This window comes from Sphingomonas aerolata (assembly GCF_023935825.1).
Classification (GTDB): Bacteria; Pseudomonadota; Alphaproteobacteria; order Sphingomonadales; family Sphingomonadaceae; genus Sphingomonas; species Sphingomonas aerolata.
In genome coordinates, this window is the sequence record NZ_CP098765.1 from 70,783 (window position 1) to 92,183 (window position 21,401).

At 61.5% G+C, this 21,401-nt stretch carries 18 protein-coding genes and 1 pseudogene; 8 read left to right on the plus strand and 11 right to left on the minus strand.

Annotated features, from left to right (window positions below; translation table 11 throughout):
* Nucleotides 1-89 precede the first annotated feature (89 nt).
* From NEF64_RS19115 to NEF64_RS19130, 4 genes are all read left to right on the plus strand, one after another.
* Nucleotides 90-323, plus strand: coding sequence for a hypothetical protein (locus NEF64_RS19115; protein WP_252575126.1), 234 nt, complete (start codon nt 90-92; stop codon nt 321-323).
* A gap of 250 nt (nt 324-573) precedes the next feature.
* The gene (locus NEF64_RS19120; RefSeq protein ID WP_252575128.1) at nt 574-960 is read left to right on the plus strand and encodes a DUF3768 domain-containing protein; all 387 of its coding nucleotides are present in this window, start codon (nt 574-576) and stop codon (nt 958-960) included.
* A gap of 125 nt (nt 961-1,085) precedes the next feature.
* Nucleotides 1,086-1,343 (plus strand): hypothetical protein, encoded by a 258-nt coding sequence (locus NEF64_RS19125; protein WP_252575130.1) that lies wholly within the window; start codon nt 1,086-1,088, stop codon nt 1,341-1,343.
* 4 nt (nt 1,344-1,347) lie between these two features.
* The gene (locus NEF64_RS19130; RefSeq protein ID WP_252575135.1) at nt 1,348-2,640 is read left to right on the plus strand and encodes a Fic/DOC family protein; all 1,293 of its coding nucleotides are present in this window, start codon (nt 1,348-1,350) and stop codon (nt 2,638-2,640) included.
* Nucleotides 2,641-2,655: 15 nt separating this feature from the next.
* Here NEF64_RS19130 and NEF64_RS19135 read toward each other — a convergent pair.
* Nucleotides 2,656-2,951: pseudogene (locus NEF64_RS19135) on the minus strand (SOS response-associated peptidase family protein); the annotation flags it as partial.
* Between the two features lie 141 nt (nt 2,952-3,092).
* On the opposite strand from NEF64_RS19135, the gene NEF64_RS19140 reads away from it, so the two are divergent.
* Nucleotides 3,093-3,347, plus strand: a complete 255-nt coding sequence (locus NEF64_RS19140) for a LysR substrate-binding domain-containing protein (RefSeq protein ID WP_261362632.1) — start codon at nt 3,093-3,095, stop codon at nt 3,345-3,347.
* Between the two features lie 316 nt (nt 3,348-3,663).
* Here the strand turns inward: NEF64_RS19140 and NEF64_RS19145 are convergent, their stop codons facing one another.
* The 6 genes from NEF64_RS19145 to NEF64_RS19170 form a co-directional block, all read right to left on the minus strand.
* Nucleotides 3,664-4,404 carry a hypothetical protein gene (locus tag NEF64_RS19145; protein ID WP_252575138.1) on the minus strand — a complete coding sequence of 247 codons (741 nt, stop codon included), beginning with the start codon at nt 4,402-4,404 and terminating at the stop codon, nt 3,664-3,666.
* Nucleotides 4,405-4,756: 352 nt separating this feature from the next.
* A complete protein-coding gene (locus NEF64_RS19150) occupies nt 4,757-5,596 on the minus strand; it encodes an HNH endonuclease family protein (protein WP_252575140.1) in 840 nt (279 codons plus the stop codon).
* Nucleotides 5,593-6,930: an AAA family ATPase gene (locus tag NEF64_RS19155; protein ID WP_252575238.1), complete on the minus strand. Its 1,338-nt coding sequence runs from the start codon at nt 6,928-6,930 to the stop codon at nt 5,593-5,595. The genes NEF64_RS19150 and NEF64_RS19155 overlap by 4 nt, the downstream gene beginning before the upstream one ends.
* 127 nt (nt 6,931-7,057) lie before the next feature.
* Entirely contained in the window at nt 7,058-7,774 is a 717-nt protein-coding gene (locus tag NEF64_RS19160; RefSeq protein WP_252575142.1) for a hypothetical protein, read from the minus strand.
* A 239-nt stretch (nt 7,775-8,013) separates the two neighbouring features.
* Nucleotides 8,014-9,258: a PDDEXK-like family protein gene (locus NEF64_RS19165; RefSeq protein WP_252575144.1), complete on the minus strand. Its 1,245-nt coding sequence runs from the start codon at nt 9,256-9,258 to the stop codon at nt 8,014-8,016.
* A 149-nt stretch (nt 9,259-9,407) separates the two neighbouring features.
* Nucleotides 9,408-10,121, minus strand: a complete 714-nt coding sequence (locus NEF64_RS19170; protein ID WP_252575146.1) for a DUF2971 domain-containing protein — start codon at nt 10,119-10,121, stop codon at nt 9,408-9,410.
* 393 nt (nt 10,122-10,514) lie between these two features.
* Here NEF64_RS19170 and NEF64_RS19175 point away from each other — a divergent pair, with 393 nt between their 5' ends.
* Nucleotides 10,515-11,525, plus strand: coding sequence for a hypothetical protein (locus NEF64_RS19175; RefSeq protein ID WP_252575148.1), 1,011 nt, complete (start codon nt 10,515-10,517; stop codon nt 11,523-11,525).
* 230 nt (nt 11,526-11,755) lie between these two features.
* Here NEF64_RS19175 and NEF64_RS19180 read toward each other — a convergent pair whose 3' ends face one another.
* Nucleotides 11,756-13,150: a B12-binding domain-containing radical SAM protein gene (locus NEF64_RS19180; RefSeq protein WP_252575150.1), complete on the minus strand. Its 1,395-nt coding sequence runs from the start codon at nt 13,148-13,150 to the stop codon at nt 11,756-11,758.
* Between the two features lie 43 nt (nt 13,151-13,193).
* On the opposite strand from NEF64_RS19180, the gene tmk reads away from it, so the two are divergent.
* Both tmk and NEF64_RS19190 read left to right on the plus strand, forming a co-directional pair.
* Nucleotides 13,194-13,805 (plus strand): dTMP kinase, encoded by a 612-nt coding sequence (gene tmk, locus NEF64_RS19185; protein ID WP_252575152.1) that lies wholly within the window; start codon nt 13,194-13,196, stop codon nt 13,803-13,805.
* A gap of 66 nt (nt 13,806-13,871) precedes the next feature.
* Entirely contained in the window at nt 13,872-16,574 is a 2,703-nt protein-coding gene (locus NEF64_RS19190; RefSeq protein ID WP_252575154.1) for a hypothetical protein, read from the plus strand.
* A gap of 269 nt (nt 16,575-16,843) precedes the next feature.
* Here the strand turns inward: NEF64_RS19190 and NEF64_RS19195 are convergent, their stop codons facing one another.
* The 3 genes from NEF64_RS19195 to NEF64_RS19205 are packed head-to-tail and all read right to left on the minus strand — an operon-like array spanning nt 16,844 to nt 21,364.
* Nucleotides 16,844-18,760 (minus strand): hypothetical protein, encoded by a 1,917-nt coding sequence (locus tag NEF64_RS19195; protein WP_252575156.1) that lies wholly within the window; start codon nt 18,758-18,760, stop codon nt 16,844-16,846.
* A 25-nt stretch (nt 18,761-18,785) separates the two neighbouring features.
* A complete protein-coding gene (locus NEF64_RS19200) occupies nt 18,786-20,714 on the minus strand; it encodes a hypothetical protein (RefSeq protein ID WP_252575158.1) in 1,929 nt (642 codons plus the stop codon).
* Nucleotides 20,711-21,364 (minus strand): hypothetical protein, encoded by a 654-nt coding sequence (locus tag NEF64_RS19205; protein WP_252575160.1) that lies wholly within the window; start codon nt 21,362-21,364, stop codon nt 20,711-20,713. Before NEF64_RS19205 ends, NEF64_RS19200 begins: the two co-directional genes overlap by 4 nt.
* Between the last annotated feature and the right edge of the window lie 37 nt (nt 21,365-21,401).

Genomic DNA, 21,401 nt, shown 5'->3' on the forward strand with positions numbered 1-21,401 from the left:
CAGCTCGGCTCTGTCCGCGACGGATAGGATGGGGTTACCCCGGTGTCTCGGTCGATCTGATCCGACAGCTTCGCGGTGCACTAGGGCCGATGCTGCCGCGTATCGCGACGCGCTTCGCGACCGATCCATATGCTTTCTGCGCCGGTTGGCCGGATATCACTGCGGTGCGTGACGGGACGATCCTGCTGCGGGATGTGAAAACAAGCGACAAGCTCCACGCCTCTCAGCAGCAAACGATCGGCGGATTGCTGATCCCCGAGGGGATGCCGGTCGATGTCTTCCAGCTCGTCGCCAGCAAGATGGCCGCGCCTCCGACGCGATGATGTGCACACGCTCCCGTTGCCGGGAGCGTCGGGGAACGCCAAGGGCGCTGCCCTTCCGTTCCCGAACGACAATCGACCGCCCGTGTAATCCGCCAAGCACGGCACCCGGCGCGCAGCGCCGGCCGCGCTAGGTCGGCTCGCCCGCGCCCGCGGTAGATTCTCGCTCCCCCTCCCCATCCCGTTCCTCGCCGGAACGGCAGGGCCGTGAGGCCGAGCGGCCTTGCGGCCCATGCCAGAAGGAGGATCAGCGATGCCGACCACCGAACAGATCAACGCCATCCGTCGCCTTAATGATGCAGCCCGGATCAATCCCGGCCATATGTCGATCGCCAACGTGACGATGGGCTTTCAGGCACTCCCCGACGCGGATCGCTTCGCCGCTCTGGCGGCGATCACAAAGTTCTCGCAGTTTGACGGCGACAATGATCCATATGGCGAGCATGACTTCGGCGCGGTCTATCGGCTCGCGTCGGGCGGATGGACGCAGGGTCGACCGGAGGACGTACTGACGATCGCACAGACCGTCTTCTGGAAGGTGGACTGCTACGACAACGACCTGATGTTCGGCAGCGAAGTGCCGTGGGACGAAACCCGGACCAAGCGCGTGCTGACGATCATGTTGGCGAGCGAATACTGACAGTTAGGCGGCACAACCCGCGCCTGCCGGAGCACGGGTTGTGCCGTACCGAGCATCGCGTAGCGCAGTGATTTGTTGAGAAATCGCGTTGGGAAGCGTATGGTAAACCCGGAAAGGATGACGTGATGGCTTCGATCGACCTTGATACGCTGCGCACATGCATCCGCTCGATGGACTTCGAGCGCGGAACGCCCGAGCAGATTGCCCTGTGGCGCGAGGATTTCGCGGAATCGCAGGCGAACCTTGCGATCGAGGATATGCCACTCGACGCCGAGGACGATGCGATGTTTGCCATGATGCTCGACGAGGGCGTGCCCCCGGCGATGATGGTGACGATGCTGCACGGCCTTTACCAGCCGGGGTCAAATCAGATCGCTGCCTGATCCTTTGGCGAACGATCCTTACACCTATCCCGGCACCGATACGCTCCGGAACAGGTTGGGGATCACTGACGACGCCCTACTGACGAAGGCCGAGCAGCGTTTTACAGCGGTGCGCGGCGCGGAAGCCGCGCGCCTCCCCTTCGCGCCTACGGCAGACGGCTACCGCGCCCTCCACAAGCACCTGTTTCAAGACCTCTACGATTGGGCGGGCCAGGATCGCACGGTCAATATCGCCAAGGGCGGGTCGAGCTTCGCCCATGTCCCCTACATCGGCCGCGAACTCGACAAGCTATTCACCGATGTTGGGGCGAAGAACGCCTTTCGCGGCCTTTCCCGAGACGAGTTTTTTGATCGCCTCGGCAACCACATTAACGAGATCAATGCCATCCATCCCTTCCGCGAAGGAAATGGACGCACGATGCGTCATCATGCGACGCAACTCGCGCGCGACGCGGGCCACCCAATCCGGATCGCGTTGATCGATAAGACGGCCTGGATGGAGGCGTCCCGCCACGGCTTCATTTCGGGCGATCACCGGGGCATGGCCGCGGTCCTCGCCGCTGCGGCCATTCGTCGCGACCTTGCGCCGGAAGCGCGGATCGGTCCGGCCGGAATCGCCATGCTCCCGCAACGCGCCCCGCCCGAAGGCCAGCGCTACCGCGTGACGCTCACCAAGGCGCGCGACGAGCTGGAACGCTATCTGCCGGCCGCCCGCCAGCAGGCGGCCGATCGCCTGCGTGGATTGATAAAGGACGGTGCGCCGACTGCGACGATCGCGAACGCGCGCACCGAGCTCGCCTATGTCCGCCACGCCAAGGGGCCAGTCTATCAATCGCACCTTCTCACCTATCTCGGCATCCGGCAGGTCGATGCCGTGATTACCCAGCAGCAAACGCCGTTGGAGCGTGTGCGCGAGATCGGCGCGGCGCTCGGCGTCCAGATCAATGCCCAGCAGCCGACCCAGCTCCAGCGCGCGGTCCGCGCGCTGGAGCGACCGGTTCTTCCTCCCGGCCATGCCCCGGGTCAGCAACGGCTTGCCGAGCTGTTCCTGAAAAACACGTCCGAGAAGAACAACGCCGATCCGCGTCTCGCACCCGCCCAGGCGATCGTCGACGCCGCCATAAAGGCGGCACATGATCGTGGCGAGAATGCCCGTATGGTTGGCACTGTCGGGCAATCGACGCGCCAGCTCGTCGCCGAGCGTATCCGATCAGGCGGGACGCTCGACCCGGACCTCGCCCGCGCTACGGACGCAAGCAAAGCGCCGACATCACCGGGGCAGGATCGAACCCGCTAACCCCGGGGCGAAGGATCACCGTTCCTTGCGGCGCGTCGGGAATACGGGGCCCCGGACGGTCATCTGTGCTGGATCGTAGGGCCGCTGCAGGGCGACAATCTCATCATAGCTGCCGCGCAGCCAGGTATCGATGTCATCCGGCGCCAGGATCGTAATCATGCCCTTGGGATGAATTGGCTCGACGAGAGTGCTGGGGTCACAGGTCACCATCGTGAACCCGGCCCCTTCGGCAGCTGCCAGAACCCGGCGACCGCGAACACCGGTTGATCGGTGACGCGGAACCACATCTCTCCCTTCAATGGCGGCTTGTCGCGGCTTCTCCCCGTTACCTCGAGGAACATGGCACACCAACACACCCGGACGAGTTGAAGCAGCACCGGTATCTTGGAGTGCGTCTTGGGGACGACAGTATCTACCGCTAGGAACTCGAGGGGCCTGACGGATACTTCGATGTGCCTATAAAAAGCGCAATGACTGCCGACGATAGCCGATCAACGCTGGCAATGGCACTGAACGGCGCGGGGCTGACGTTCGGTCTTGAAGCCCTGTTCGCTAAGCATGTCGCAGACGGCACCCTGCGCCTTGTGCTGACCAAGTGGGTGACGACCGGGCCAGGCTTCTACCTTTACTATTCCGGACGACGACAGTTACCCGCGGGTTTGCGCGCGCTGCTGACGATTGCAGGTAAACTAAAACAACTTGGCTGACACGTCTGTTGAGCATCAAGTATTCAAGACGTCTAAAAATCGAACTTAACCAACAGAGGGCGACCCAGTAGTGGTAATTTCAAGGACCCGCCCGAGTTCCCCAACTATTGCCATTTGTTTATCTGGCTCGAAGACAGATCCTGACGACCGGAGTAGCTGGTTACCTTGAAACAGGAGATAGCGGCCCGCCCCTTTACGGAAAGGCAATTGCAATAGCGGCCCATGCGCGTCGCGGACGACTTCCCAAAAATGGGTATACCGCTCTACGGGTCTTCGGCTGATCGCGTTTCGCTTAAAGAGCGGCTGTCGCAAATTTTTAAACCGGATCAGAATCCCCGTGTATCGGTACGGCGAGTTGGGCACCTGGGTGATCGACGTTCGAGGCATGGTTCTCCGTTGTATCGGGATAAGCCTGAGGAGGTTTGGTCTGGGTCTCCTGATCTGCTGCCGCTGAAGCTGGGGCCAGCGCTGTCGCTGTCGCCTTTCTGCGTTCCTGCTCATCCCAGTAAAGTCTAAAGTCCCATTTGTCTTCGTAGTAGGCAGCGCATCTATCCCTGAATTCGTCCCACGGCACTTTTGCTGCATAACCAAGAAGCAGTAACCATGCGGTTAGAAAAGTAATAACCAGCGATGTATCACCGTCGACAATGCTAAGCGCGTTTGTGATTTGGCGGACCACATGTCCAATATACAGAACCAACGCTGCAAAGGCCGCGAACGAGCCCAGAAGCGACCACCAGTTATCGTAAATGCCGCCCCGATATAGGGAACGCATCAACCCTGCTAGTCCGCCCGAGATTGCAGCGACTAGCATCAAGCTGATGCACATAGCGAACTTCATGGGTGTGGTGAGTGACAGGACTTGCCGACCGTTCTGCGGGGTTTGTCCGGCCTTTTTGGTAGCGCTTAAAAGTACCTCGACGGGGATATCTACTATGGCAGCAAACCCAATCGCGATGACCATAATGTTCAGCGCGTAAAAGAGTGCGCGGTGGAACCACACGGTATTCTGGGCCCACTCTCTGTAGGCTGCAGTCGCCTTGCTGCGAAATTTCATGCCGATCGTCTCCGAGCTACCTGCCTAATCGTTGCCCGTTAAAGCGAGGTGATCAAGCATCCCAAGCACGCCCCGTTCGACTGCGCCGCGGGTTTGGCTATAAACTTTTTGGGCTTCTGACAGCGAGGGCTGGCCTGACCCAGAACCGGACGTTCACGCCCCTTCCCTCGCCTTCCAACTTCGGCCATTCGTTCATGTCCGAAGCGGGAGTAATACAGTCGGCATCAGCGCATGCCGGGCGGTCGTTAGTTGTCCCAAAAACAACCCCAAGCGGTACTCACAAACGGCGCGCTGACGGACTGGGGCCGTTAGCGCATATCTGGGCTGCGTCTATGTGCAGTCCGGACGCGTTCTAGGCAGCGGGCGGGAGCCCCCAACTGCGCGCGAAAAAGCGACGCATACCGGCGAAGGGCTCGGACGCTGCCTGCATACGAACGACCTCGGCCTCGCTCATTTGGCGCGCGGTTGCCGGCAGACCGCAAATGGAAAGCAGCTGTCCGAAAGCGGCAAGGGGGGCGTACATCACGAAGCGTTCGCGACGCAGCTCTTCGCGGTTAAGCCCGAGGTATTTCTCGGACGCCGCGATCGCGCGGTCGGCCCGCGCACCGCCCGCGGACCGGATCCACACCTCCTCGTTGTTCACATCCACTTCGTAGCGAAAGAGAGGCTCCGGGTTCTCGATATAAGGGTTGACTAGGTCCGCATCCTCAGCCGCCCAGCGCTGGCGAAGATCATCATCCGAGGCGGACTGGGGATCGTGCGTCAGAAGATCGACCAGCGCTGTCAATGCAGCGCCGGTTGGAAGCAAGGCAGGCATGGCCGGCGGTTGCTCGCGAGCTCCCGTGAGCGGGAAATTGTCACCTTTGAAGGTCTGATTGCAGATCTGGCAACTGAACAGATAGTTATCGTAGAAAAATGCCAGCCACCAGTAGATCGACTTGGGCCGAAAGTGCTCAACATCGCCGTGAGCGACCACTGATGTTGGTGCCTCACAGTAAGCGCACTTGCCATGGGTATCGAGTTTAAGCGCGTCCTTGGCAGGCTTCCACTGCGACGAGTCGAATTCGAACTTGCCCGCCGCTTGCGCCTCGAAGAAGAGGCGAGCGAGCCTCTCCGCTTTATTGCGAAGCCGCGATCCTTTAAAAGCTGCAGGGATATCGGCCGCTTCGCGGCGGCGGACAAGGCCGATCATGTCGAAGACAGCGGGCCATCATCGGGCCCGCGCGCGACGTCTTCAACGCCGATGTCGCGTCCTGTCACCCGGGCCAGTTCTCGGGTCACTTCCTCAAGCACTAAGTTAGTGCGTTCGAGGCCGGGACGAGCCTCACGCCAGGAGGGGACATCGCTGAGAATAGTCTTCAGAGCGTCGATCCGCTCGCGAGTGGCAACGGATGAGGGCGCCGGATCAGCGCCGACCCCCGTCAACGAGCGCAACTCGTCTCTTGCTTCCTCAACCTGAGGAGAGTCGAGCGTCTCGAGGCCGAACAGCGGGCTCGCCAACAGCTGATGGAGCATGAGCCGATTGGGAGCGCCCTCGAACGGGAACAGCGCCGCCCCGCGCTGCCCCACACGCCGCAGGACAAAGAGCTCCCCTTCGGCGGCCTGATGGATGGTCAACGGAGAGTGGGTTGTGACCACCACCTGCACGTTCGGCAAGGTTTCCTTTATGAAGGAGACAAGCCGTCGCTGCCACACAGGGTGAAGATGGAGGTCGATTTCGTCGACCAGGAGCAGGCCGCGCGCCATGAGAGGATCGCGGTAGTCCTGGAAGTTTTCCGTGATTTGGAACAGCAGGTCACCGCACCAGGCAGCCATCGCCTGATAGCCATCGGACAAAGCGCCGAGCGGCAGCTCGCCATCAGGCGTCTCGAACAGCAGTCGGCGTTCCTCACGATCGATCCGGGAAAAGCGAACGTCCGGAAGGAGCTTGTCAAGGGCGCTACGGACAGCACTCAGACCCTGGGGCCCGCGCCGATACTCCAGATCCATCGCCCAGCTCTCGAGCGAAACCAGCGCGGTATCCAGATTGAACAAGGTCGAGACGGCACGTGTGCGCGATGCGAAGGATCTTGGCATCGCTTCCAGCGCGGTACCACGAGCGCTGGGCCCGAGCGCATGTCGTACGACCCCGTAGCCCACCACAAAATAGTTGCGGTCGGACTTCGCAACGGCACGATCAACCCGCTCAAGGCTCTCCGTGTTTCGCTTGATAAACTCGCTGGCTTTGGCGCCGCGCGAGAAGGTCACTTCGGCGTGGCGCACCTCGCCTTCCTGGGTTGCGAAATCGACCGCGATCCGCGCGGTATTCTTGCCAAGTCTGATCCACTCATCTGGGTTTCTGACGAGGTCATAGATCGACTCGCTTCCGGCCATGACCAGCGCAATGGCCTTGAGCACGCTGCTCTTGCCAGTGCCATTCTCACCTAGCAGATACGTCCACTGCCGTCCCTCGCGTCCGCCCGAGAAGTCCAGCGTGAGCGCCTCGATGGACCGTATGTTTTCGAGGGTAAGTCTGCGCAAGAACATCAATCAGCCTCGAAAGTAAGCGTCACACATCGAAGCGCGTGCACCGCCGCCGAACCATAGCATAGTCGCGAAGGCGACGCATCGCTATCGAGATGGGTGCGAGCCGCCAGCGTTGAGCTTCGCCCCGTCAGTGAATCCTTAGAAGCGTGCGATACTCAGTTGTCTTCACAAACCAGTAGGCCGAGAAGCTCCAGATTCCGAAGCACTCAAGCCAGAAGATCCAGGGGTTTCGACAATCTGGTGCCGCGGAGAGGAAGTGCGTGGCGATCACCGCGGCTGGCATCAGGATCATTGCCATCCCAGCGGCCGTATAGGCTGCCTGGAACCGCTGGCGCTTGGGTTTCCACATGAGTGAGCCGAGGCGTCGCTTTGACAAGAAGATGGCAACGAGCCCGATGGACGTGAAAAAGATCAGCGCGCTGACACCATGCACCCAGGCAGGCGCGTGAGCATTAAGTGCCAGAGATGCTGGAAGCGGGTCGCCTGCACATTGCTGAGCCGACATCGGGTTAATGGCAATGGAGATCGCTGCGACTCCGGCGATGTTGAGAAGCCAGTTCTCAAGCGTCGACAAGCCGCGGAACAGGAACAGGAAAGCGCCCGTCGCGCAGAGCGACCCTACCAAAATATCGCGGCACAGCGGACTGACATGATAGAAATAGCTGATGGAGTAGTGACCTTCATATCCCCCGACCAAAACAAGCAGGATGGGAAGGGCAAGGGCGATGAACCCCATGCCAACACTGAGAAATATGTAGCTTCGAACCGCTTGATCGGCGAAATTCGCCGGAAGCTCCTTGGCGCGCTGCCAGTCATACGGCTCAGCTTCAGGCCCGTCCGACATGGCTCTGCTCCCCAAGACGTACTCAGAGGTTATGCCACACGACGGCCGACGACAAGCTTGCGCTGATCTTGGGTGCGTAATGACTAAGCGGGATGCTTAGGCCTGCAACTCTGTGCGGAAATCGCTTTAGCCGACTGAGCATAGAGATGGGACGCTACCGCCGGACAGCGCGATGACCGGCGAGCCATCGCGACATCAACGATCCTACCTGACTCCCCTTGCTGCATCGCGCGCCTTTGTCATTCCTCCTCCGCGACGCGACTACGAACCGCGGTCAGCAGCTTGGCGCTTTTCAGCGCTGCTTCGGCGTCGACTGCAAAGTCGATGATCATCTGTGACATCGAGCCGTCTTGCGCGGCGTGCCAGAACTCGCGTCCGACTTCCTTTTGCATGGGGAAGAAGCGATCATTCGGCCCGACCTGCTTCCAGACCGGCCAAGTGTCGCTACCCGATTTTGACCCTATCAAGTTCTGCAAAAGCGGCTTGACGCCTCGTGGCAGAGATCGTCCATCAAGGCTTGTAACCCCGTAGAACAACCAGCGGTGGTCAGTCATGTCGAAGCATATGCCGAAGCCGATCGTTCCTTTCGCCGCGAGACGAACCGCCAGTGCGCTCCAGCGCGTCGGCCCCAGGTCGCGGCGTACCAGCCCCCAGCCTCTCCGGCCTGACGTCCCCTGCTTTACCCCCGCGACGAGGTCTGCAACGATTGCCCCCTTGATCGTCGCCTCCGCTTCGATCGTAGCTAGCGCAGCTTCCAGTCGATCGGTCGAAGAGCGCGCGGTCTTTGCTATCTCTTCGGCCTCCTTGATATCGCTCACCCCCGCATACTCCCTCGTGATGAACTTGCTGGTCCCCTGAAGCATGTGGCTGACGGATGGCGCCCGGCACCGCTGCTCGCACACTGACAGCCAGTCAGGTAGCTCAGCAAAGGTGCGAAGCTGCAGCGTGCCCGCAGAGGTCGCCTGAGCTAGTTCGTTACGACGGATGCTTTGCTCGGAGGGTCCTGCGCCACGGCCAGATAGGTAGATCAGGCAATGGGCTTCCAATCGCCGGCTTGCAAGATCGGCTAGGTATCGGCTCATCTGACCAGGTTGATCGACCGCTCTTGGCTTGTTCTCGATAGCGAGCATCCGTCCGGGCAGACGGATGAGCACGTCGATGAAACCTCCTCGTCCAGATCCGTTGATCGGCGCTTCGAGCATCACCCTCGCCCTGTCGGCCTGTTCTCGCCACTGATCATCAAGGCAAAGCCACTCGGTGAACGCGATCAGGAAGGCGGCCCCTTGCGCGTGCGAGCCGCCGGGATCGAGCAACCAGGCGAGGATACGCGACAGGCTCCGCTCGCGCGTGTCCAGGAAGTCGAGCGGTGTAAACTCGGGGGCTGTCGTCGACGATTGCGCTGCGGTCGCACTTCGTCGCACCGTGATGATTGCTTCGACATCCCCGAGGAAGGCTCTGAGCGGTGTGTTCGCCGGGGATTCCATCTACCTGAACCAGTTCCGCTCTAAGGGGAAAGTGACTGAGCGGGGCAGCGCGGCGGATGTGTCCTCCGCCGCCGCGCCAATGTCCGACTTTAGTAGAGCCCGCATCGGCCGCTTTGAAGCGTGACACGTTGTGGAAGGCCCTTCACGCATCAAAGCGCCGCGATTGTCAGGTCAAATGTGCGATCACTGACACGCATTTGATAAAGCGAAATGACGTCATCACCGATCATTTCGCGAATTAACTTCTCGTTTTCGGCGGTGCATTTCGCTCCCAAGGCGATTCCGGTGATGATGCTTCGGTCGAATGGAAGGATTGTCCTTGCCTTATCCGCCTTCATCACCCGCCACTCTTGCTCGTAGCGCCAAAAGTCAGCTTTGATTGCCAACGCGTCGGCAAGTGGGCGCTCCTGTATCGCGATATGCATGTCAGCGATTACCGGGCGAACAGGTTGATAATCGACTTTCCAGATCGGCAAAAGCTGTTCGGCGTTTCCCTGCCGGAAGTCGAATTGTAATGCGATGCCATAGTGGTTTGCTCCGTAATGACTCCACATCAGCACGTTGTTGATCGTCTCTGCTAAGCAGAAGACGCCCATATCCTGCGCGTTTGCCGCTGCCGCTTGTCGTAGCTTTTCCCGAAGGATGGGGATGGGGAGAGCATCCAGCGTCGTTTGCGCCTGCGCCTGGATGAACCAAGCGGGAACATCGCCAGACATTGCCTCACCTATACGTTGGGCCATGCCCTGCTTCCAAGCCAACAAGGCCGGCTGAGCGTTGGGCACTTCAATATACGGGAGGCAATCAAAAGGGTCGTTAAAGTCGGCGGCGCTCGAAAGATAACAGTTTCCGTGTAGCAGCATCATTAAACGGTCTTGCCAGGGGGGCGTCTGTGCGGGTGCCAAGCTGAGATACTTATAAAGAGGCGGGGGGCTGATGCTTATCATAGTATACGGGTCGCCCGCATGGTGGGTCGGCGTGGCCTACGCCATGAGGCAAGAAGAATGAACGTTGAATCGTTGCAAGTGTCAATGCAATCCCGAATGCCCATTTTTGGGCGAACGCACCAATGCCCTACGGCTTCCGCCTCGACCCATTGTCGGTCGTTCAGTTGCGCTAAGCCGCTCCCCAGAAGCGGACACTCTCTCATAAGGTCAGCAAACTTGTGTTGCAGAGAAAGCTCTTGATAAGCATTGTCCCGCGGATCGCCTCGTCAAGCCGGCTCGTCAAGGCGGTACTATCGATGGTAAGCAGGTAAGATGCTGGGACCTCAACATTATCCGCCGCTGCTAAGCTATCTGGACGGCATCGATCTCTGCCTTTCCCGGCAATTGCTTCGTCCGACGCCTGCGACCGAAACTACGCTAACCCAGTCGTTCGTCGCGCTGATGGATGCAACGACGCAGCGTCGTGAGGAACTCCCCCGCTTCAATATCGATCACCTCAACGCGGCGTTCGCTGAGATGGGCGACGATCTGCAGGCGGAGGTTCGGATCGACACGCGGCCGCACAGCTCACATTTCGAAGCCAACGTCTCACAGTCCGATTTCGGGCTTGTGCTTGAATACCAAAATCTAATGGACTCGCGGTTCAATTGGACCGCAGCCTATCTCATGCAGGCAAAGCGCCTATTTCCAACCAAGTCTGGAAATTATGATATGACGTCACGCTTTGACAGCAGCGATGCAGAACAGCACCGGCGCCTGCGCGACCTCGCTGCCGAACTGGGCGAAGAGGCAGTCAAATATATCTTCTACTGTCCGCCAGTCAGCGGCTTCACCGCGAGCGCCGGGACTGCAATCCGCACCCATCATAACTTTGCATTCGGCGAGATGATATTTGACTATGCAGTGGGGCTCGCACTGCGCGACGCGGTCCGCGACACACCAGGCGTCAACGCTGGCATATGGCTTAGCGGAACCAAAAATCCGCCGGTGGATACTTTGTCAGTTCATCAGTCAGCCTTCGCGCGAACGCACCCCTTCTCATGGTTCCTGCTGACACATTTCCAGCGTCGCGGCGCGCTTGATCATGTTACGCATGATATTGGCGGCGTGCGCAATATCGATGGCGCCGGGAACAATTCGAGCGTCGCGCGCACCCGCGATATCATCGACGGCGATCCCGCAGCATGCCGCACTCTAATAGACGCGCTTGGTGACCGAGCGCGGCGCGCCGATCTCGATACCGAGAACATCAGGCCGCTGCCGGCAAGCTCGGTCACAATCACGATTCGGGCCGGCAGTGGGCTCGATCACCGCCTCTCGTAGCGCTCGGCACGGCTGAGATGATTTTGAGCGATACCGTTCAACGCCGAAGCTACATCAACCTAGTGGCATACCTAGCGAGCGATGCCGACACTCTGCTGGCGGATGCTGCTATCCCTGCGCATGCCGTCTCGACGTCGATCAAACGAAGTCAGGCACGGCATCAAAGGGGGCGGCGGCAGAAGACGTTGGAGACGACGTAAGGACACAGCCCCGGCTTTCAGCAATCAACACTAGCCTACCTTCCCCGTCGACACTCGAAACGGCAACTGGGAAGCGCCACTTGCCGCGATGTCCCGGTTAAAGTCCTGGCGCGTATAGTCGCGCGGGTAATAGGAAAAGCTCTTCAGATTGTAGTAGGCATCGGCGTCCATGTACCGGCGAGACAGCTCTAGGCTCGCCACCTCGGCGGATTTCGCGTCGAATTCATGGCTGAGGTGGATCATCGATATTCCAGTCTCGGTCGCACTTCTTGGGTCGACCGGCGCAGCTCCGCAACTCGACCACTCAAGCAGAAGGTCATCAGCAATCTTCGGGGGACCATACGCAACGACCGGACCGACCGAGACCCCGCCGATCGAGCTCGCATGATCGTCGAGGAACGAACGCGTCTCATCGAGGGTTTTCGCGGTCTCCCCAGCGTAGAGCAGCACGTTCACCTTGGCCGCAATGCCGTGATCACGGCAAGCCGTCAGCAGTGTGGAAGCGCGCTCCAGGTATCGGTCCGGATCGCGCGACTTCCGCATGTTCAGGATCTGGGTCGGCGACGCCGTCTCTAGGCCGAGATCGAGGACCTTAAGGCCAGCCTCGGCAAGGCAGGCAAGCGTCTCGGACGTGAGTGCGTCGACGCGGCTTTCGGTGCGCCAAGCCACGTTGAGGCCGGAGGTGCGGAGCGCGTCCGCTAGGCCGGTGCCCCAATGGACGTTGGGAGCGAACATCGATGCCTGGAAATAGGGGCGTATCTCGCCTCCCCCGTACTGGTCGGACACCGCCGCGAGCGCGCGCGCGATCTGCTCCGGTGAGCGCAGCTTCTCAAGACGGATGTCCCTCTCCTCGCAGAACGCACAGCCCATCCCGCACCCGCGCGACGCCTCGATGCTTGGCTGATAGCGCTCGAATCCGTCGACGAGAGGATGATTGAGGGCGACATCCGGCGTCGGCGCAGGGAGCCGACGTACGTCGGGCGTTTCCGTGATCAGCGTCGCGATGATAGGTTCGGCGAGTCCCGGGACCAGCAGATTGGCTTCCGGTAACTTCGTCTGAAGCCAGTCGGGGTCCGGCCCGACAACCCAGCGTCCGCCCACGATGATCCTGGCTTCCGGATCGGCAACGCGCACCAGCCTACAGAAGAGCTGCGCCCAGGGCAGGGCATAGAAGCTGGGGATCGAGACCATCACTGGCAGCCTGGATGGAAGCGCCCCTTGCTCGAAGAGGCTGCGCACCACGTCGGCAGGTTCCCTATGTTCGCCGTGGACGAGAATGGTCTCGGTGCCCGTGGCATCAAGGATGGTCGCCAGCGACAACGCGCCATAGTTTAGATAGAGTTGCCGGCGCGCGAGCATGTGATCGCGTTTCTTGGGCGACAGCATGCCAGCGGATACGAAAGTGACCGTGTTCGAGCGCTTCATCGTATGTCACTGTCTTGCTTGAGTTTGACTGGAAGGAGCGAGCGTGCCGTTCATAAGCATCGAGGGAATCGACGGTAGCGGAAAGACCGAGCAGGTCGAGCTTCTCGTCGAAGGCCTTAAGAGCGCCGGCCGGGAAGTGCTACAGACAAAGGAACCGGACGGGGGGCAATTAGGTGTGGAGGTGCGCAAGATCCTGACGCAGGCTGGCCGCCGGCTCGCTCCCGCTGAGCAGCTCCTGCTGATCAGCGCAGCGCGCTACGACCATGTCCGCAGCGTCGTCCGGCCTGCACTTGCCGATGGGCAGTGGGTCGTCTCCGATCGCTTCATCGACTCCACATACGCGTTCCAGGTGGCGGTATCCGACGTTGACCTTCAGCAGCTGTTCCGGTCTGTTCGTGACGTTGTCGTGGAGACCACGTTTCCCGACCTCACGATCATACTCGACCTGTCTCCGGAGGTTGCTCGGGGGAGGCGGACGAGACGGTGCGACGGTGTCCTCGACCCCGAGGAGGCTACGCGGAATTTCGACGCGATTCGAGGTGCGCTGATCGCACTGGCGCACGAGGAGCCCGAACGCTGCCACGTCGTGGATGCGGACCAGTCGCCGGACGCGGTCGCAAGCGATATCTGGCGCCTCGTCGAGGCCATGCTATGAGCGGCCTTGGCGTGTCGGCGGATGGATGTCGCAGGTTCCGCCCCATTTAAGACCCGGAGCGCCGTCATGAACCCGCAGACCCGAAGTCTGCTCATCCAGCGCGTGATCGATTCACTCGCGATCATCGGACCGGGATCGACTTTCGAACGGTTCGCGGTCGTACTCGTCGAACGGCTCCGAGACGTCAGGCTCTTGCAACGTGGCTCGTCGGTCGGCGGTAGTCCCGTCGGCGGGGCGCTGGACGCGGTATCGGAGAACGGCCGAGTCGTCGTCGAGGCTTCGATCGTGAAGGGCTACTTCGCGGGTGCGATGACCAAGCCATGGGGCGATCTCGACCACACCCTGAAATTGGCGCCTCTCGCAGAGGACGTCTATCTGCTGAGTTCGCAGCGCGCAGAGACGGGCGTGATCGAGAAGATGGTCAACACGGCCTTGAAGCAGGGTCGTATGAAAGGCCGGAGCCTTCATCTGATGGACAGCCGGTCCATCGCCGAAGTCATCATCGATACGCTGATGCTGCGGGACGACGTGGTCGACGACCTTGCCCGTCATCTCCCCGTTCTTGCCGACATACGCGACGACCATCCGGCGTCGCTGCGCGCGCCGCCGGTCAGCCCCCTCTACGTGGCGAACGAAGTGGTCGATGCCGAACTCGACCGACGCTTGGTGACGGAAACCTGTCTCGAGATCGGCGGTATCGGCGGTATCGGCAAGTCGCAGTCCGCGGCAGCGTGCCTGCTGCGCAGCGAAGACCGCTTCGAATACCGGTTCTGGGTCAGCGGTCGCGAGATCGACAGCGTCGAGCGGCTATCGTCGGTCCCGGTCCGGCGCGGCGGCGCAGAGCGTAACGTAAGCGCTCTACTGCAGAGGAACCGCACGTTCCTGGTCATCGACGACGCCAACCCGGACCTCGCGGTGGACCGGCTAGCGTCCCTGTGCGGTCCTGACTCGCGGATCCTCATAACTCGGCAGAACCCGTCGTTAGGAGCTTTCGCCATGCCGACGATGGAGGAGCGGCAGGCTCGCGAACTGCTCGGCAAGAACCTGGACCCCAAGCCGTCCGAGCAGGCGTTTCAGACGATCTGGCGCGCCGTCGGTGGTCACCCTCTCAGTCTGGTCATGCTGAACGCGGCGGCGCGCGAAGGCGTCCCATGGACCGAGCTTGCCGAGGATTTCGAGAACATCGCCATGTTGCCGGCCGATGGGGCTCGGTTGGCTGATCGTATCCTCGGACGGCTGCGACCGGCGCTCGAGGAAGAGCTGTGCATGTTCCAGTGGGCGGGCCAGACGCACTGCGACCGAGCGTTCTTCAGGCACGTCGTGGGACCGCTGAGGTTGAGAGCATTCGAGCGCCACGGGCTAACGGCGCCCGAGGGCGCGGCTTCGATCCGCATTCACGACATCGTCTTCACAGCCTTGAAGTCATTGAACTGGCTCACCGGGGAGAATTCGCGAAAAATCGATGGTCGTCTCGAGGCGTACATTATCCAGCAGATACGCGAGGACGGCCATGGCCTGCACCTGATCGCCGCGCAGCTTAGGGATAAGATCACTAGCAATGTCGCCAATGGCGACCGGCGGCCGGCCTTCCTGTATGCCTTGGCGATGATCTGGATGGGCAGCGCGATCCCGGTTCACCTGCTACCCGATCCGCTTGAAGAGGCGCGCCGACTTAAGTCGCTCAGCGCGTCCGATAACGACGTCGCCATCCTGGTCGTGCTGGAGTCGATCGAAGCGACGGGACGCTGTCTTCGGCAGGCGTCGGGGGACGCTGCCGCGATCACATGGCTATGGACGGTCTTGAAATCCTACGACGACCTCGCAGTCATGGCCGACCTCGATGCCCGCCAAGCCGCCGAGATCAAGCACCACCGCGCGAAGACGCTCCGCATCCTCGGGCAGCACTCCGAAGCGGAGCGTCTTTTCGAGGAGGTCGTCGTCAGCTACCCGCTGAACGACGCGAAACTCCAGCTGCTGCGGTCCGTCTGCCGCAAGCCGCAGGGGCACGAGGCTGCGAGGCGATATGCATCGGAGATCATCGCCGCGAAGCTGGACGGCGGCAGCGTGTCGCCATCACTCATGATGGCATTGGGCGATGCGCTTAATGGCGCACGCGCAACCTGGGCAAGGGATCTGATTGAGCAGCACGAGGAGCTGTTTCTGTCGGAGGCGCTGTACAGCGCCGCGATCGGCATCCCGCAAGGCTACCACTCAGTCGCCAGTTTCGTCCGCGCTATGGTCTGGCATGCACCTAGGCGAGTCGACGAGGTGTTGGCACGCCTGCCCGAACCGACGCCGCTGATGCTCGACGACGATCAGAGCCGTGGCGGCTACGGGGAGATCATGTTGCTCGCAGCTGAAGTCGGCGACCGGTCAGCATATCTGAACCGCGCGCTCGGCGCCTATGAGGCGCTGAAGACGCCCGATCATTACCAGAAGCGTAAGTGGGGCGAGACGCTCTACAAGCTTGGCCGTCACCAGGAAGCAGAGGCCGTTCTCGAATCGATCGATGACCAGAGCGGCCGAATATGGTTGGCCCATAATCTGTCGCAGGTAAAACTGGAGCTGGACAAGCTCGATGATGCCCTCAAGCTCGCCGACGAGGCTGTCGTCGGTGCAAAGGGTATGAACGAGAAGTATCGCAGCAGCTTCCTCTTGCAGCGCGCCAAGGTGAAGATCGCGCTAAGTCATGATCCCGCCGACGACATCGCCGAAGGCCGCCGGCACACGACCAACCCGGGGCTTCTTGATCAGTTCACGGAGCTATGATCCCCTGCCGTCCTGAGACCCAATTTCAGCCGCTCAGCTCGGCTAAACGGGCACCCGAAACCGGCCGCGTGTAATGTGAGGGAACGACCGCTTCGGTGCGCACAGACGAGTGCTCGGCGTGGCTTGGGTTGGGACTTATTAGTCGTTCCCGATATGTTCCCTCAATAGCGGCTCCTGGTAGAAGCAGACGTTCCGGTCTTCCATGGATGCCATCAACGATTGACGAGAATTGGCCCGCCAGCTGTCAGGCGATTTAAGTTGCGCTTCCTTCAGCGCAATTTCGACGGGGGTTTAAGCCGCGCGGGTACCTTGAAGACAATCAGGTGGCGGGTGAGGTCACCGCCGTCCGGAACATAAGCGCTGTGCCAAAAACATTCCTCGAGACTTGGCACTGGTCCCGTCCGATCGACAACTTCCAGCACGCCCAAAAACCCCAAGCGGACGTTGGACGCTTGATAGCTTGTCGCCTGCGCGCGATAGCGGTTGGCGGCCTCTCGGCAAAGGTGGCCGCCATGCCTCTTGAGCTCGATGATGAACGTCGGTCCGCCGAAACTTACGCGCAGGTCCGTGCGGCCCGTCGCAACCCCGCGCACTTCGGACAGAACGTCCGCGCCGGTCAAATTGCCGACCAAGAATTCGCGTAGATCGAGCTGGAGATCGCTCTCGCTGGGATGTTCGGCGCGCAAATATTCGCCCCGCATACCGAGGTCTCGAATCTCCGCGTTCTGCCGATCGCTGCAAAAAACCAGTAATTGCTGCAGCACAGCATCGAACGCCTCACGCACGGCGCCCTCGTACTCACTGCTCGCCGACAGGGCTGCACGAAGCGTCGCCAGTGTCCGCTGCATCACCGGATTGGCAACCGCCTGCGGACGCATCGCGTAGTCGACTAGCGCCTGCTCAACCGACCGCACCATCGCTTCCGGAAACTGCTCGAGAGCGGAGCCGGCGGGGAGAATGCGCGCGAGCAGCGGATATCGCTCATTCTCCCCGGCTTTTCCCGGCCCGGCACCCGATCGATGGTTCATATCGAGCCTAGCGCGCAGTTCATCAGCAATCGCACGCTGCGGATCGGGCCACGCGGCTTCGGCCAGCAGATCGTCGAGATGGGCGGCAAGCCCGCGCTCGCGCACGAACGATGCTTCGATCCGCGGCCGCAGAAGCGATCGCAGCCCGTCGCCATGGGCGATCGTGCAGCGAGCGTTGTAGATGGCGAGAATCTGATCCATCGTTGCCGCCGCTTGGACCCAACTCGGACGCGCGAGGTTGCTAGCCGCATACCGCAGCCTGCGAGCAAGTTCGAACCATTCAAGATCCTCATCGAGGCGAGGCGCGAGCCATGCTGCCACGCCGCCGCCGTTCAGCACCGCTGCCCGCTCGCGCCCCGCTGTCATGAGGTCGGCGAGAGCATCCTGCATCTCCCCGGCGTCACGGTTCGCCGCAAAGCCCGTGACCAGATCAATAGCGGATCGATAAGCTCGCGCATCCGCCCGCTCGTTATCGACCTGGGCGGCGCGCTCGAAGAAAAGGCGCGCGGTTTCCAGGCAGGCAAGGATAGTCTCCATGTCAGTACCGTCAAGCGCGCGTGAAAGATGAGCGAGGCCGAGCTCAAAAGCTGCCTCGCCCTCGGCTTCCTCATTGTCGAGCAGGCGGCGCAGCATAGAGAGCAGATCGTCGCCGCCCCAGAGGTGAAAGGCCGCGCCGCCAAGCTTTGCGGCATGCCGGGCATAAGTGCCCGGCGCATCGCTCGCGACATCGGCGAGCTCGAGCAGGGGCCGGTGCCGGCTGACTTCGCCTTCGAGCGCCAGGCGGAACAGGCCTTCCAGCGCATAGGCGGCGATCAGCGCCTCGCGCTCCGTGGCGCGCTCCTGAACCCGGCGCGTCAGGATCGGCACGAGCGCCTGCGCCATGGTCGCGCGCAATGTGGCGCTGCGGAGCAGCCGGTCGATAGCATCGCGAAAGGATTGCGGATCGCGGGCGCTCTCGAACCCGCCGACGAGGAAATCGTGGAGCCTCCCGCGCTCGGCGTTGGACCCCGCGGCCACCATGTCGGCGAGGACGTCAAGAATAGGCGCGGCGTGGAGTCTGTCGGCGTCGGCGAGGATGTCGTCCACGCCGCCGAGGTCCGCGATCCCGACAGTCTGGCTCTCGGCGAGGCGCGCCTCAAGGAGCGCGAGCGCGCTCATGCCGGGCAGCACGATGGCGTCGCCGTTACCATAGATAATCGTCGCCCATCGCCGACCGGCACCATTGTTCGCCGAGTTGCGCTACGATCGCTCTCGCATTGGCGCTGCCGATGATGATTTGCAGCCCTTTGGTTTGCTTCGCGATCGTCTGAAGCTCGCTAAGGACCGCGGTCAGGTCGTCGGGACTCACCTCTTCGGCCGCCGGGGAATCGACGATCAGAAGACCGGGATGACGGCCCAGCCCCCGTTCCTGCCCGACGCGGAGCAGGGCGACGGCAGTGGCGATGCGCAGCCGCAGCCGTTCGCCGGCCGTGACAGCGCTGAATGTCGTCGGTTCGCCACCCTTGGTCAGCCGCAACGACGCGTTGGTGTTGAGGTTGACCTCTTCGAGCATAGGCACGCCGAGCTGCCGCGCCAGCGCGAGGATCTCCGTGTTCAGTCGATCGAGAATGTCGCCGCGTCCGGCGTCATAGGCTTTCTTCGCTTCAGCCAGCGCAGCGTTCACGAGCGCGACATCTGGCAGAACGGTCGCGGGTTTGGCAACCGTCTGGCGCTCCTTCAAGGCCCCTTCCAACCGCGCGACCTCAAGTTCCGCCTTGCGGCGTTGCTCGAACGTCGCGCTGCTCGCTGCCTTCGCGAGCGCCTGCCGCGCCTTTTCAAACTCGGCATTGCTGGCCTTCGACTTTTCCGCGAGCGACTTGGCCGCGACACGCGCGCGGGTTGCGGCGGCCTTGGCGGCCGCGAAGCGCTGGTCGACCGCATCGAGCTCGTCGCTGGCGCCCTCCATCTCGTTGATCGGGATATCTTCGGCGCAGAGCGAGCAGTTCAGGTCCTTGCTTTCGAGTTTCAGGCGCTCGCTCGACACGCGCGTCTCGCAACGCGGACAGCACACTGGCTGAAGACCGTTGAAGAATTGCGTCGCGACGATGTTCTCGCGCAGGTCGCGCACCGCCCGCTCGTCGACAGTCGCAAGGCGCTCGAACTCGGTTGCATCGGCTTCGGCACCGGCATGGCGCTGCATGAGATCAAGCGCGATCGGCGAAAGGCGGGCAACCTCGCCGGCAAACCGCTCGAGCTCAGCCGCGGTGCCCGTCTCCTGCGCAAAGCCGGCAAGGGTCTTCTTCGCTTTCTCAAGCTCACCCTCGATCCGAGTGCGCGCTGTTTGCGCATCCTTCGCCGCGGCGGTCGCGGCCTTGGACGCCTTCTCGGTTTCCTGGTCGAGTTCGCGTTTCGCCGTACCCGCCTGCATCACTGTCGTTGCCCAAGGCATGCCGATATACATTTGCAACATGCGCGCTGGCAGGCCCGCCATCTGGACGTCGCCCAGCAATTGCTTGTGGTCGCCACCAAAATAGAGACCGCCCGAAAGTGCGGCCCAGCCATGTTCGACAACCTGGCGCTCGTCTTCCTTGCCTTGCATTGCCGTGATCGGGTCGAGATCGAGCGTCTGCATCATGAAGCGTGCCATCGCTACCTCAAACCCTTCGTCCGACATGAAACGATCGAGCTCGTCCGGTTCTCCCGATGCACGAAGACGCACCAAGCTCCCGCGTGGAACGCGTTCCTCGACCGAAAAATCGATGACATAGCCCTGATCGTCGACTTTGAATTCGACGCACACCCAAGAGAGCCACCGGCGCACATCGTCCTGCAGGCCCTTCGGCGTACCGCGCAGGGCCCAGAGCAGAACCTCCAGCACGGTGGACTTGCCACGAAGATTGCGTTGGCTCGTTACCGCCCAAACGCCGGCGGTCAGGTCTGACCAGTCAAAGTCGATCGGGCCCTGCGCGGTTCCGCGCTTCTCGCCCCGAAAGGCAATGCGCCGGACTGTCAAGGTTCGCGCCGGGCGCAACGGCCTGTCGGCCACGATCCCTCTCTTGCGTAGCGCAAACTCGGCCTCCGCGGGCCGCATCTCGGCTTTCGCCGCGACCGTTTCCAGCCAACTACCGTTCATCCCCCGAGCCCTTCCATGATTGTAGCGAGACGGGCCAGCACGCGGTCGGTGACCGGCTGGATGACATGGCTAAGTTCCGTCCCCGCATATTCGGCTTGCAGATATTGCCGGTCTTTGAGCGCCTTGCCGCCTTGCGTGCCCGCCACCCGCGCCACAATGGCGGCACGGTCGCGATACCAGGCGAGTTCCGGCGCCATGGACACTAGGCGATCAAGGGCGTCACAGCCCGCCACGGTCAGTAGATAGAGATGCTCCCGGATCTTGCCGCCAGGGACGCCGTCCCGTTTTATCCGCACAAGATCGGCCGCCCGCAGGATCGCCAGCGCATTGTCCAATGGCTCGAACGCCCCGAACAAATAGCGTACCATCGGCAGGCGGCGCAAATCGGGCTCGCGATCGTCGAAGATGCGCTGCGCGATTTTCAGCAGATCGCGCTCCCCCGACGTCTCGAACTCAGTCAAAAGCTCGTTCGCAAGATAATCGGGATTCCGCATCCAGAATTCGAGTGCTTGCAGGCGAGACTGCGCGCGTAGGACACCGATGACATCGCTGCCATATTGGGTGACGTTCTGTGTCTCGCCTGCCGCGTGTATGCAGGCGAGCAGCCGAATAGCCGTCTGTCTTTCGCTGGCAACAGCTATCTCTGTCACGTCTGGCCCACCCCGTCCTCGACTTTTTCGACTTGCC